The organism is Bradyrhizobium sp. UFLA05-153, from assembly GCF_054185185.1.
The window spans coordinates 165,764-175,779 of sequence record NZ_JBBIAM010000005.1 but is presented as its reverse complement, the minus strand read 5'-3'; the positions used below and the strand labels follow the sequence as shown (position 1 = coordinate 175,779).

General features: G+C 63.5%; 22 protein-coding genes and 1 tRNA gene. 1 reads left to right on the top strand and 22 read right to left on the bottom strand.

The genetic code is table 11. The features are described from left to right. A partial coding sequence (locus tag Q2941_RS05745; RefSeq protein WP_458191902.1) for an efflux RND transporter periplasmic adaptor subunit occupies positions 1 to 954 on the top strand: 954 nt, incomplete at its 5' end. 27 nt (positions 955 to 981) lie between these two features. On the opposite strand, the gene Q2941_RS05740 is transcribed toward Q2941_RS05745, so the two are convergent. The 22 genes from Q2941_RS05740 to Q2941_RS05635 all read right to left on the bottom strand — a co-directional run bounded on the left by Q2941_RS05740 (position 982) and on the right by Q2941_RS05635 (position 9,438). After that, the gene (locus Q2941_RS05740; protein ID WP_458191901.1) at positions 982 to 1,188 is read right to left on the bottom strand and encodes a hypothetical protein; all 207 of its coding nucleotides are present in this window, start codon (positions 1,186 to 1,188) and stop codon (positions 982 to 984) included. Positions 1,189 to 1,193: 5 nt separating this feature from the next. Further along, on the bottom strand, positions 1,194 to 1,520 hold the full coding sequence (locus tag Q2941_RS05735) for a hypothetical protein (RefSeq protein ID WP_458191900.1): 327 nt from the start codon (positions 1,518 to 1,520) through the stop codon (positions 1,194 to 1,196). Between the two features lie 56 nt (positions 1,521 to 1,576). Then, a complete protein-coding gene (locus Q2941_RS05730; RefSeq protein WP_458191899.1) occupies positions 1,577 to 1,756 on the bottom strand; it encodes a hypothetical protein in 180 nt (59 codons plus the stop codon). Between the two features lie 11 nt (positions 1,757 to 1,767). After that, positions 1,768 to 1,944, bottom strand: a complete 177-nt coding sequence (locus Q2941_RS05725; protein WP_458191898.1) for a hypothetical protein — start codon at positions 1,942 to 1,944, stop codon at positions 1,768 to 1,770. After that, a complete protein-coding gene (locus Q2941_RS05720) occupies positions 1,941 to 2,183 on the bottom strand; it encodes a hypothetical protein (protein ID WP_458191897.1) in 243 nt (80 codons plus the stop codon). The genes Q2941_RS05725 and Q2941_RS05720 overlap by 4 nt, the downstream gene beginning before the upstream one ends. After that, positions 2,180 to 2,560, bottom strand: coding sequence for a hypothetical protein (locus Q2941_RS05715; RefSeq protein ID WP_458191896.1), 381 nt, complete (start codon positions 2,558 to 2,560; stop codon positions 2,180 to 2,182). Before Q2941_RS05715 ends, Q2941_RS05720 begins: the two co-directional genes overlap by 4 nt. After that, positions 2,557 to 3,246, bottom strand: a complete 690-nt coding sequence (locus Q2941_RS05710; protein WP_458191895.1) for a hypothetical protein — start codon at positions 3,244 to 3,246, stop codon at positions 2,557 to 2,559. The genes Q2941_RS05715 and Q2941_RS05710 overlap by 4 nt, the downstream gene beginning before the upstream one ends. Then, on the bottom strand, positions 3,239 to 3,568 hold the full coding sequence (locus Q2941_RS05705) for a TSCPD domain-containing protein (RefSeq protein WP_458191894.1): 330 nt from the start codon (positions 3,566 to 3,568) through the stop codon (positions 3,239 to 3,241). The genes Q2941_RS05710 and Q2941_RS05705 overlap by 8 nt, the downstream gene beginning before the upstream one ends. Further along, on the bottom strand, positions 3,565 to 3,774 hold the full coding sequence (locus Q2941_RS05700; RefSeq protein ID WP_458191893.1) for a hypothetical protein: 210 nt from the start codon (positions 3,772 to 3,774) through the stop codon (positions 3,565 to 3,567). Before Q2941_RS05700 ends, Q2941_RS05705 begins: the two co-directional genes overlap by 4 nt. After that, positions 3,774 to 3,962: a hypothetical protein gene (locus Q2941_RS05695; protein ID WP_458191892.1), complete on the bottom strand. Its 189-nt coding sequence runs from the start codon at positions 3,960 to 3,962 to the stop codon at positions 3,774 to 3,776. Before Q2941_RS05695 ends, Q2941_RS05700 begins: the two co-directional genes overlap by 1 nt. Before the next feature lie 41 nt (positions 3,963 to 4,003). After that, entirely contained in the window at positions 4,004 to 4,198 is a 195-nt protein-coding gene (locus Q2941_RS05690) for a hypothetical protein (RefSeq protein WP_458191891.1), read from the bottom strand. Next, entirely contained in the window at positions 4,198 to 4,410 is a 213-nt protein-coding gene (locus Q2941_RS05685; protein ID WP_458191890.1) for a hypothetical protein, read from the bottom strand. Before Q2941_RS05685 ends, Q2941_RS05690 begins: the two co-directional genes overlap by 1 nt. After that, entirely contained in the window at positions 4,410 to 4,646 is a 237-nt protein-coding gene (locus Q2941_RS05680) for a hypothetical protein (RefSeq protein WP_458191889.1), read from the bottom strand. The genes Q2941_RS05685 and Q2941_RS05680 overlap by 1 nt, the downstream gene beginning before the upstream one ends. Continuing rightward, positions 4,646 to 4,888 (bottom strand): hypothetical protein, encoded by a 243-nt coding sequence (locus tag Q2941_RS05675; protein WP_458191888.1) that lies wholly within the window; start codon positions 4,886 to 4,888, stop codon positions 4,646 to 4,648. Before Q2941_RS05675 ends, Q2941_RS05680 begins: the two co-directional genes overlap by 1 nt. Positions 4,889 to 4,981: 93 nt before the next feature. Continuing rightward, positions 4,982 to 5,057, bottom strand: a tRNA-Phe gene (locus Q2941_RS05670). Between the two features lie 104 nt (positions 5,058 to 5,161). Then, positions 5,162 to 5,413: a hypothetical protein gene (locus Q2941_RS05665; protein ID WP_458191887.1), complete on the bottom strand. Its 252-nt coding sequence runs from the start codon at positions 5,411 to 5,413 to the stop codon at positions 5,162 to 5,164. Between the two features lie 2 nt (positions 5,414 to 5,415). Then, positions 5,416 to 5,766: a hypothetical protein gene (locus Q2941_RS05660; protein WP_458191886.1), complete on the bottom strand. Its 351-nt coding sequence runs from the start codon at positions 5,764 to 5,766 to the stop codon at positions 5,416 to 5,418. Between the two features lie 322 nt (positions 5,767 to 6,088). Next, positions 6,089 to 6,496, bottom strand: coding sequence for a helix-turn-helix domain-containing protein (locus tag Q2941_RS05655; RefSeq protein WP_458191885.1), 408 nt, complete (start codon positions 6,494 to 6,496; stop codon positions 6,089 to 6,091). 14 nt (positions 6,497 to 6,510) lie between these two features. Further along, positions 6,511 to 7,440, bottom strand: coding sequence for a recombinase RecT (locus Q2941_RS05650; RefSeq protein ID WP_458191884.1), 930 nt, complete (start codon positions 7,438 to 7,440; stop codon positions 6,511 to 6,513). Next, positions 7,440 to 7,922 carry a PD-(D/E)XK nuclease family protein gene (locus tag Q2941_RS05645; RefSeq protein ID WP_458191883.1) on the bottom strand — a complete coding sequence of 161 codons (483 nt, stop codon included), beginning with the start codon at positions 7,920 to 7,922 and terminating at the stop codon, positions 7,440 to 7,442. The genes Q2941_RS05650 and Q2941_RS05645 overlap by 1 nt, the downstream gene beginning before the upstream one ends. After that, a complete protein-coding gene (locus tag Q2941_RS05640) occupies positions 7,916 to 8,566 on the bottom strand; it encodes a hypothetical protein (RefSeq protein WP_458191882.1) in 651 nt (216 codons plus the stop codon). Before Q2941_RS05640 ends, Q2941_RS05645 begins: the two co-directional genes overlap by 7 nt. Before the next feature lie 485 nt (positions 8,567 to 9,051). Further along, positions 9,052 to 9,438 carry a hypothetical protein gene (locus tag Q2941_RS05635; protein ID WP_458191881.1) on the bottom strand — a complete coding sequence of 129 codons (387 nt, stop codon included), beginning with the start codon at positions 9,436 to 9,438 and terminating at the stop codon, positions 9,052 to 9,054. Between the last annotated feature and the right edge of the window lie 578 nt (positions 9,439 to 10,016).

The window sequence follows — 10,016 nt, the reverse complement described above, 5'->3', positions numbered from 1 at the left end:
GATGTGTATAAGAGACAGACCCTGCCTGGTTTCATCGACGTGCGCTCTCGCGACCAGCTTCAAGCCGAGGTCCTGGCGGCTGACGCCGCCATCCAGCAGCAGGAGGCCGAGGTGCAGCGGATCGAGGCAGCGCTGGACTTCTCGAGGACCGAATTCCAACGGGCGCAGACGCTCCTTCGCACCCAATCCACTTCGGCCCAGGCTTTCGACAAGGCGAAGTTCGACGTGGCCACCAACGAGGCCGCCTTGGCGAGTGCGAAGGCTCAGGTCGACATGCGTCGCGCGGTGCGTACTAGCCTGGCGGCCCGGTTGATGGATCCTGCCAACACGATCCCGTCGGCGGAGCCGACTTGCTGCGTCCGGGTGCTCGCGCCGGCAAGCGGACGGGTGCTGAAGATCGTCCAGGACAGTGAGGCGACGGTCCTGCCCGGGACGCCGCTGGTCGATATCGGCAACCCGCTCGATCTGGAGATCGTGGCGGACCTACTATCGACTGACGCCGTCCAGATCAAGGTGGGCGCGCCCGTCCGGATCGACGGGTGGGGCGGCCAGCCGATCCGTGGCAAGGTGGTCCGCGTCGATCCGGCCGGCTTCCTCAAAGTCTCGGCGCTCGGGATCGAGGAGCAGCGGGTCCGGGTGACCATCGATTTCGTGGATCCGCCGGAGGCGTGGCTCCAGCTTGGGCACGAGTACCGCGTCATCGTCCACGTGACCACCTGGAGCGCTTCGGACGTGATGACCGTGCCGGTAAGCGCCTTGTTCCGCCAAGGCGATCAGTGGGCCGTTTTTGCCGACGAGAATGGCCGCGCCCGAACGGTCTCGGTCCGGATCGGCCACCGCAACAATCGTCTCGCTGAGGTAGTCTCCGGATTGACGGCGGGCGAGCGGGTCATCGTGCATCCTAGCGACCGCGTCACCGACGGAAAGAGGATCGCGCAGCGAGGCGCACCATAAGCAGATTGTCACGCATTCCGAGCCGACCTACACGGACGTGGCGACTAGTCCGCGCGCCCGCTGGCTTTTTTTGCGTTCTGCGGTGGCGCGCTTCACGCGAGCGCGGTGGCATTCCTTGCAGACCGTCATGGTCGCGTCCCGGAGGCCGGGGCGCACCTGCACATAGAAATCGCTCAGCGGCTTTTCCTGGCAGCAGGCCTTGCAGACTTTGGTCGCGATAACGTCCTTCCCCATCGTGCTCATTTTCCAAACTTGCGCTTAGGCCAGCGGCTGGGCAGGCGCGGCTCGCCGCGAGCCTTGGCCAGCAGGCGCGCCCGGAATTCCTCCTGGGCGTTTTCGATCCGGCGCGTCTTTGCCATTTGCGGGATATCCCGCTCGCACGTCTTGACCTGGTGCGCGCGGATCAGCATCGGCGTCAGGTTCCAGAACTCGTCCGAGCCGCCTTGCGCGTGATAGAGCCCGTGGTCGAACCGAAACAGGGACAGCACCTGGTCCTCGGTCATTTTCACCGCATCATCGTGCGGGATGATCTTCACCAGCTTCCCGGTGCCGTCGTCGTTCAGCATCTCGCACAGCGTCGCTGCGAGCGTCGTCTTGAACGAGATGTGACCGCGCCGCCGCATCAATCGTCTTCGACCGGCTCGTCGGTCCAGTAATTCGGGTCGGTCCGCACGTCGGGCCGATAGCGGCCGAGCTTCTCCTTCCGGCATTTGTCGCAGACCCGGCACAGCGGAATGCCGCGCGCATCGTGCTCCCACCAGGACTGCTTGCCGGACCCGCAGGGGCAGAGATTGTCGGCCATACTTGTGTTCCTCATCTCGGCTTCAGCGGCCTCGGCGTTTCGTAAATCGTCACCAGCGCGACCACGGCGAACTGCTCCTGGTACTGGCAGTCTGCGGCCAGCGTGTCGGCTAACTGCATGGCCTGGTCTGCCTTGTGCAGCTCGGCCACGATCTCGCCCTTGGTCAGGTTGATGACGCGGAAGGTCATTGCAGCCGCTCTTTGATCTCGTCGGCGATCATCTGCCGCGTGTACGCCGCCCAATGGTCGAATTCGTCGACGGCATCCCTCGGGTTGAAGAAAGGGATTGCGGTGAACACCGTGACCGTCATGCAGCCGATGATGTTGTAGGCAACCCCTGGGCTCACGCCGTTAATGAGGGCGAGCAGCATGTTCGCCGCGTCGCGCCCGATATCCGCGTCCCTTTCGGCCTGCTCGTCGCTGCTCATGGCGCTGCCGGTCCCATCATCTCGCGGAAGTGCTCGCGGAAAACGTAGCTGGTCAGCGGATGCCTGATCGGCTGCGGGTCGTCGGCGAACACGACTTCCTCGACCTTGTGCGCAGCGGGCTTGCCGCAGAAGCAGCGCTCGCCCTCGCGGCTGCCGGGCTGCGCCGCCGACCGCTCGACCATGCCGAGCAGCCAGACCACCAGATTAGCGCGGTCGGGCAGCACCAGATCGTTGCCGGGGTTCGCCGCGCGCCAGCGGCCGACCGCGCGCATATCGGCCTCCCACTGCAGATCGAAAATGTCCTGCAGCTCCGCTGTCTCTTCCTTGGCTGCGGCCAGCTGGGCCCGCAGCGTCTCGAGTTCGCTCTGCTCGGTCACTTCAACACCTTCTGGATTTCGGACAGCGACTTCTCGATCTTGCCGGCCAGCGCGAACAACCGCTGCGCCTGGTCAAAGTGCGGCTGCAATGCCCTGATGTCAGCGAGGACCTTGTTCGCTTCGCTGACCTGATCGCGGATGTCCTCGTTGCCGACTTCGTCGCCGAAGTTCTCCTCCCGGAGCAGCTTCACCCAGGCGCGCGGCACGCCGAGATCGTTCGCCACCTTCTCGTCGGTCCAGCCGCGCCCGTAACCGACCTTGCCGTCGATGTAGACATCGTTCAGCTTCTCGAAAATGATGCGCCGGTCTTCGCGCGTCATCTGCTTCCCGCTGTCCTGTACGATCTGCAGCGGGACCTGCACCGGGGGCACCTCGACTTTGGGCATCGCCTTCTCCTCAGATCTCCGGATTGCTGCAAACTTCGCGGCGTTGAAACATTTGGGGCAGCGGTGAGCCGTCGCGCTCTTGCCGATGCGCCAGCCCTTCTGCTCAAGCTTGCGCGCGATGAACTGCCACTCGATGTTGCCGTCCATGCCGCGACCATTCGCCATCAGGTTCACCGGGAGAGGAACGGCGGCTCCGCAATTCGGCGCACCGCATCGCGCGATGATGCCCCGCACCAGTCTGCCGTCCTCGCCGTAGGGCACGCTGGTATGCTCGAATACGGTCGAGACGACGTTACTCATCCTTCGCCCTCACTTCCGGCAGCAGGCGGTCGATCACCGCGCCGATGATCGTCGAAGGCTGGCCCTGGCCATCGCGGGTGATCGCGCTTGCCATGTTCTCGATCTGCGCGCCGTATTGCAGCGCAAGCGACAACAGGACCGCTCCGTCACGGGCGATAGCCTCGACGGCTTCGCCCGACTTGCCGCCCGAGATGAAGGCCTCGCCGAGCGCGCCGTCGTCGTAGAAGCCAAGGGTGACGGCATAGCTGCGGTCGAGACCGCCGAAGCTGATGTCGAAGGTCTCGGCGTGGCGACGGTTCGGCAGGACGCGGCGGTCGGTCATCGCATGTATTCCCGATGCTGCTCGTTGGTGTTCAGGTCGACGATATCGACCCACCCGATGTCGGCTCGGCTCCGGAAAGCGGCCAGCTCAATCATCAGGCTGGCCTCAGTGGCGTGCGTCGTCATGATCGCGCACATGCCGCGTCGCTTCCCGTTGTCGGGGTCCTCGACGGCGTAGAATGCCGACACACGCCAGCGCCAGGCCATCACGCCGCCTCGGCGATCTTGGGCTTGCGGCGGCTGCGGCGCTCGCTCTCCAGCGCACCGGCAACCTGGCGGATGCAGGCGATAAGGTCGTTAGCCTGGGCCTTGGTGGTGATCGCCGCAGTGACGTGCAATTCGAGCCCGTCGTTCTCGGTCTTCAGCTGGATGTCGGCCCCCTTGGGAATGCGCATAGACTTCTCTCCTTGTTTGCCAGGACGCGCCTGGCGTTGCTTCAAGACGCTTCGTTGAGGATGATGTGCATGACCTCGGTCAGCCGCGCCTGGTAAGCGATGCCGATCACGCCCAGGCTGTCCGCGAACTTCTTGTCGTTCCTCAGCTCCAGCAGGAACGCGGTGATGGCAACGCGAACCGACATGCTCTGGCCCTCGGTCAGCTTGTGCCCGTCGATGGTGATCGTCGCCTCCATCACGGCTGCTCCTTCTCGGTGAACATTTCGGCCTGCGGCTCTTCGGCCGCCGCCTTGGCGCGATAGTCGATGGCAATCGCCTCCATCAGCTCGATCTCGCGCTTCGCCTGGGCCTCATTCATGAAGCCGTCGGCGACCCGCCGCCGATAGACGTGCTTGCGGTAGCCGATCTCGCGAAGGACGCAGCGCAGCTTGTCGATGGTGGTGATCATCAGGTCCCCTCCAGCTCGCGCGCCCGCACCCAGGCCTGCGCGCTTTCGACCGAGATCAAGACCCGGCGACCGACCCGCATCTCCTTCGGGCCCTTGCCCTCGTCACGCAGGTTGAAGTAGTGCCGCTCCGAGATGCGAAAGGCGCGGCAGAATTCAGGGACCGTGTAGGCGAGCTGGGTCATCGGGGCCTCCGGCTTCTTGCGTGCTTTGGCCTTCGCTTTCGCGGTGGACATCATCAGTGCGCCCCCTTCCCGAGATGCAGGTACGCGTTGATCTGCTTGATTTCGTCGGCGACGCACCGGTCGAACAGGCCGTGCATTTCCTGCTGATGCTCGGGCGGGAAGCAGGCGACGTACTCGGCGACCAGATAGGCCAGCGCCGCCCCCTCACTGTCGCTATCCATGCTCTCGCTGGTCAGGTGGAATGCCGCGATCAGCTTGCCGACGTTGTCGGCGATCTTGTCGACATCAACCGACACGGCGGCACCTCCAGGACAAACGGCGACCGATGTGGAAATAGCGGCGACCGCGCTTGCCGCAGACCGGATCGCGAGCGGCCCGCGCGGCGTGGTTGGTGCCAGGGAGTGGGTTCGAACCACCGACGCGCGGATTTTCGATCCGCCGCTCTACCGGCTGAGCTACCCCGGCATCGCCGACGATGCGGCGCTCCCACATCGACTGGAAATCCTCGTCTGCCAGGACCGGCGAGGCCAGCGCAGCCGCAAGGCATTGCAGGAGGACCCGGCGCGCGATCATGCCCGAGCCCTCCGCTTGCGCTTGGTCTGGGGCGCGGGTCGTTGGCTCATATCCTCACCGCGCGACGGCGTTGTGCGAGACGCCGCCTCCGTAGCTCCACCGGTCCCAAGGGCGTGCCGATCCAGCAGCTTGCGCACGCGATAGGCCTCGGCGAAGTGATCGCCCGCGTGGCAATGCGAGGTCTCGCTGCGGCAGTGCTCGCCGCAGCAGATCGCCTGCGCAATTTCGAGGTCGCTGGGTCGGCTCATGATCAGTGCTCGGTCTGGTCGGTTTCGGCGTGGCCGTTGCCGCGCGCCTGCGCGAGGAACATCGGCATATCGCCCGTCTCGGCGGCGAGCTGGGCGGCTGCGATGTCGCGCTCGTTGTCGTGGAATTTGCGGAGGCCGAGCATCAGGCTGCCGCCGATCTGGTCGAGCAGGCTCTTGATCGACTCGGCGCGGCGCATCAGGTTGTCGCGCTCGGCGTTGATCTTCGCGACCTGGCGACGCAGGCTCTCGTTCTCGAACTCGATGATTGCCTTGTTGCTCTTGAGCACTTCGTTTTCGGTGCGCAGCGATACCAGCTCGGTCTCAAGCGAGGAAATTTCGTTAGCGAGGTTCATGGTCTCTCCTTCACGGTTTCAGAGCAGCGTCCAGAGCAGCGTCGCGACGTAGATCAGCACCACCCACACAGCGAGGTTGGCGAGCAGGATCAGCAGGCGAATGCGGCCGATGGTCATTTTGCGAGCTTCCTTCGGATTTGAGATCGGATCGAAGGCGTGAACCGAGTGCTGACCGAGCTGCCGCGATGGATCAGCACAGTGGAGCGTTTCCCATCAGGCCCGGTGAAGTGGATGCGCGTGTGCCTGCCGCCCTCCGAAACGCGGACGTTCGAGCCGCCCGCCTCGCGGACGGTAGCAACCACATCGCGCACCAGCTTCCGCATCATCCGGCCTTTCCGGTGAGGACGTGGCGGATGAAGTCTTCGTAACGCTCGCAGGCTCGGATGACCGCGCTGTGGTCGATGTTGAAGGTGCGCGCGATCTGGTGATAGCTCGCGCCGGTCACGACCTTGGTGAAGGCCATGATCTTCTGGCGCGTGGCGAGGATGTCCCGATTAGGTCTTGTCCGCAGGTCCTGAACGGTGACGCCGAACACCTGCGCGCCGACCGTGCACGCGATGGTGCAATGGTTCAGATACGGGCGCGCCGCGCTGATAGCCTCGAACTCGTCGAGCATCTTGCGATAGCGAGCGGCATCGCTCGCCACGACCGACACAGCGAGCGAGCTGCCTTGCACATGCGAGCAGCCGACCCGCATGAGCGCACTTTCATCCACGAAGACCCGATACATCACCCGTCACTCCCTTACCCATCGCTCGAAGGACGATCACCCGCAGCGTCGGTCGCGGGCGCTGCTTCGGCTTCTGATTTCGGTTTGGGCTTCGGCGCGTGCGCGGCGGCGTGCGCGTCGATGGCGGCGATTGCCGCCTGGCCAACAGGCGGCGCGGTGCCGCTCAGGCGCTGCGCGAGGCGCGGCGAAACGTCCTTTGCGATGTCGGAAGCGACGGTGAAGCCCGCGTCCTCCATCTCGTCGCGGCCATACATGCCAGCGATGATGTCGGGGCAGTACATGCGCGCCCAGTCGCGGCTCATGTTGTAAAAGAGCTGTAGATCGGGCTTCTTGTCCCAGAGCGGCGAGCCCTTCACCTTGCCCTTGTCGTTGTGGCCAGGATGCAGCTTGCCGAGCGCGAACTGGTCGGGATCGGCGTCGAGCGGCGGGAAATAGCGCGGCTCCTTCTCGCCCTTGAAGGTTGCCCAGACCCGGCAGCGACGCTTGTCGCCTTTGCCTTCATAGCCAACCTGCAAGCGGGTCAGCAGCGGGGCACGCTGCTCGATGATCGCGTGAAAGAACTGGGACTCGTAGGCAACGCGCTCGACCTTCTGGCCGTTGACGTACTGCTCGACGGTGTACGTCCAGCTCGCGAGCGAGAGCGGCGAGATGTCCAGCTCCTGCGCCTTCATGCAGATGCCGAACATGCCGCCGACGTTGCCCTGCAGCCACGGCGGGATCATCGGACCCGCAGCGGACAGCAGCTTGGCCGCATCGACCATGTCGCGCAGGTTGGCGTAATCGACGCCGCCGCCCTTGAACAGCGTGACGGCTTCCGTGCGTTCGCTGACCACCTTTTCGGCATTGCCTTCCGCAAGATCGCGGCGGGTCACGCGCTCGGGCTGCGCCTGCTGCTGGGGCGGCGGCGTGTGCGGGGCTTCGGTGGTGACGGTCTGATCGGTCATCACGCAGCCTCCCGCAACTCAAACTTGATGCGGTCGTCGACCGACTTGCGATACCAGTCGGGCAGATCGACATACTCGGCATCGGGGCGGTCGTCGCCGGGACCAGGCCAGACGCCGCTCCGGTAGCAGTCCCAGAACATCTTCGCGGCCAGATCATTGAGCGCATCGCCGCGCGCCAGGTCCTCGTCCTTGAGCGTCTGGGCGCGCACGCAATGCGGCGACTTGCTCTCGACCCAGAGCAGCGTGAACGAGGTTGCGGGAATGCCGAGCGCGCGGGCACCTTCCAGCACCATCGCACCCTGCTGGTGGTAGCCGCCGTCGATGATCGAGCGCTGCGTCTCCTGATAGAGCACGCCGCGCCCGGTGGTCTTCAGATCGGCGAAGTCGCCGCTGTCATTGGGCATCTGGTCGGGACGCGCCTTCTTCCAGAAGCCACGCGAGTCGCGCCAGACCAGCGAGCGCTCTGATGCGCCGTTCAGCATGCCCTGCTGCACCAGGGGAAACTGACCTCGCAACGGTAAATCTCGATCTGATCGTGCTGCTTAAGGTAATGCAGCTTCAATTTGATCTGCGTCGGCGTCAGGCCGGTGTCGCGCACCAGGGCTGAGATCGCGATCCACCTGTCGAGCGACAGATATTCGACAAGCTTGATGCTGCGCGACGAGGGCTTCATCTCCGGGGCAGCCGGTTGCGGCTTCGGAACGTGAGTGGTCAGTACCTCGCGCATGCCGGTCGCGATCTTGGTGAGTCGCAGCACCAGTTCGGTCAGATCAGCGACTTCTCCGCGCAACGCCTTAAACTGATCCGGCAGCGGGATAACGGCGTCAGGCTGGGGCAACTCCAACGCCTTCGTCAGCGGCTTCGGTTTCTGCGGCTGCTTCTCGTTCTGGGACTTCAGCGTCACGTTGTCGGCGCGCAGGAGCTTGCGGACCTCGGCGCGGGTGTTCATGCGCGCACGCCAGTCGCTGGCGGTCTTCGCGACGAAGACGCGGCGGACCTCCTTTTCCGGGACCACCTGCCAGGCGATCTCGATGTGCCCGCCGTTGGTGTCTCGGGTGTGTCCTTTCACGCCATGCAGCTTCAGCTCGTTGAGCGCGATCTCGGTCAGTTCATTGCTGTACGCCATTCCCTAAACCTATCCCTTATCGTCCGGCTCGATTGTCGCCGACGCCCGACCACCGAGCGCCCTTGCGATTTCTACTTTCCGTGATGGTCTGCCACCTTGCCGCAAGCATCCGCACGAGCGGGTGAGACCGCGCCGCAGGTTGTTGCCGTCAACAATGATCCATTTGTCTGGGCGGCACGAGCACCGGCACGCCCATGAGGCGCGGCTGCATCCGCCAACAAAACACACGACTGTCAGGCGGCCAAACTGGGCACCCGTAAGGTCGATACGTCTGGATTTCAGGTTCTCACGCGCGAGGCAATTGCAGCGAACATCGCCCGTGCGCAGATCACGGGTAAATCGAATGGATAACCTCCCGCAGTCGCACTTGCAGAGCCAATTTGCCTCCCATCGCTTACCGTAGCGACGGACGCTTCCAATGTTCTCCAAGACGGTAAGCCGTCCAAATCGTTTGCCGATCAGATCAGCTCGGTTATGCGCCCCCGTCATTGTCCGCTCCCATCATTCGAAGCACGGCCACTGAGCGCCTTGATGGTTTCGAGCAATGAATGGGTGCGCCCCGTTGATGCACCGCTGCTCTCGTGCCACTCGCCGTTCTCGTCGAAGGGCGGCGCGAAGATGGTCAGGGCCTCTTTTGCATTGAAGCGGACCAGGGCGGCGATGCCTTCCTCGGCGCGACGGAACAGCCAACGGCGCAGGGCGGGATCGCGATGGGCATCAGGGTAATTGGGATCGCACCATATTTGGACGACCTGAATGTTCTGCAGCTCGCACGTCGTGTTGTCCTGGAGGGTGATGAAATCTGGCATCACGTCAATTACGACGTGCGACCGATCCGGCCGCGACAGCTCATCGGCGTCGTCATTCACCAACCAGCGGCAATTCCAGAGGCCGCACTCGGGCGGCATCTGCGCCGTATGATAGACGGAGCATCCCTTGTGGAATTTCTGAAAGCGGCAACGTTCGCCTGCAGCCTTTTGTAAAGGCGGCACAGGCGAAAGCTTGCAGCACAACGAGCAGTCACCGCAGCGTCTCATCGGTGCCCGTATCCCATCTTGCACATTTTAACCGCGCGGCTTTGCCGCTGCTTTGCATCGTGTTCCGATGTGTCGAATGATTAGTCTGACGATTGTGGCGAAATATTTTTTGCCGCAGACGTTTCCAGCACTGCTAAAGTTGAAATGCGAGTTGAGTGATTATCTAGCTGTCGTCCGAGTTGACTATGGCCAACCCGAACGACAACCTTTAGGACATAATGACCGGCGAGGAAGACTTGCACATGCCCGATAAAATCGGGTCCACCTTGCCGACACTGCCCGCCCTTCGTCATCCGAAGGGCGGGCTTTTTTTCACCAGCGACTCGCGAGGTCAATTTTTTTCTGGCGACGTGTCATATGTTGTTGCGTGCAAATGGGATGATCCGGCGCGGCTGTAAATTGTCGAAGTCGAC

Bases quoted from the DNA above. Each gene is read 5' to 3' on its own strand.
- Q2941_RS05730 (WP_458191899.1), bottom strand. From the start codon at position 1,756: ATGGCCGACAATCTCTGCCCCTGCGGGTCCGGCAAGCAGTCCTGGTGG.
- Q2941_RS05665 (WP_458191887.1), bottom strand. From the start codon at position 5,413: ATGAGCCGACCCAGCGACCTCGAAATTGCGCAGGCGATCTGCTGCGGC.
- Q2941_RS05710 (WP_458191895.1), bottom strand. From the start codon at position 3,246: ATGAGTAACGTCGTCTCGACCGTATTCGAGCATACCAGCGTGCCCTAC.
- Q2941_RS05705 (WP_458191894.1), bottom strand. From the start codon at position 3,568: ATGACCGACCGCCGCGTCCTGCCGAACCGTCGCCACGCCGAGACCTTC.
- Q2941_RS05735 (WP_458191900.1), bottom strand. From the start codon at position 1,520: ATGCTGAACGACGACGGCACCGGGAAGCTGGTGAAGATCATCCCGCAC.
- Q2941_RS05640 (WP_458191882.1), bottom strand. From the start codon at position 8,566: ATGGCGTACAGCAATGAACTGACCGAGATCGCGCTCAACGAGCTGAAG.
- Q2941_RS05720 (WP_458191897.1), bottom strand. From the start codon at position 2,183: ATGAGCAGCGACGAGCAGGCCGAAAGGGACGCGGATATCGGGCGCGAC.
- Q2941_RS05680 (WP_458191889.1), bottom strand. From the start codon at position 4,646: ATGATGTCCACCGCGAAAGCGAAGGCCAAAGCACGCAAGAAGCCGGAG.
- Q2941_RS05655 (WP_458191885.1), bottom strand. From the start codon at position 6,496: ATGTATCGGGTCTTCGTGGATGAAAGTGCGCTCATGCGGGTCGGCTGC.
- Q2941_RS05685 (WP_458191890.1), bottom strand. From the start codon at position 4,410: ATGATCACCACCATCGACAAGCTGCGCTGCGTCCTTCGCGAGATCGGC.
- Q2941_RS05700 (WP_458191893.1), bottom strand. From the start codon at position 3,774: ATGGCCTGGCGCTGGCGTGTGTCGGCATTCTACGCCGTCGAGGACCCC.
- Q2941_RS05660 (WP_458191886.1), bottom strand. From the start codon at position 5,766: ATGAACCTCGCTAACGAAATTTCCTCGCTTGAGACCGAGCTGGTATCG.
- Q2941_RS05690 (WP_458191891.1), bottom strand. From the start codon at position 4,198: ATGGAGGCGACGATCACCATCGACGGGCACAAGCTGACCGAGGGCCAG.
- Q2941_RS05695 (WP_458191892.1), bottom strand. From the start codon at position 3,962: ATGCGCATTCCCAAGGGGGCCGACATCCAGCTGAAGACCGAGAACGAC.
- Q2941_RS05650 (WP_458191884.1), bottom strand. From the start codon at position 7,440: ATGACCGATCAGACCGTCACCACCGAAGCCCCGCACACGCCGCCGCCC.
- Q2941_RS05725 (WP_458191898.1), bottom strand. From the start codon at position 1,944: ATGACCTTCCGCGTCATCAACCTGACCAAGGGCGAGATCGTGGCCGAG.
- Q2941_RS05645 (WP_458191883.1), bottom strand. From the start codon at position 7,922: ATGCTGAACGGCGCATCAGAGCGCTCGCTGGTCTGGCGCGACTCGCGT.
- Q2941_RS05740 (WP_458191901.1), bottom strand. From the start codon at position 1,188: ATGGGGAAGGACGTTATCGCGACCAAAGTCTGCAAGGCCTGCTGCCAG.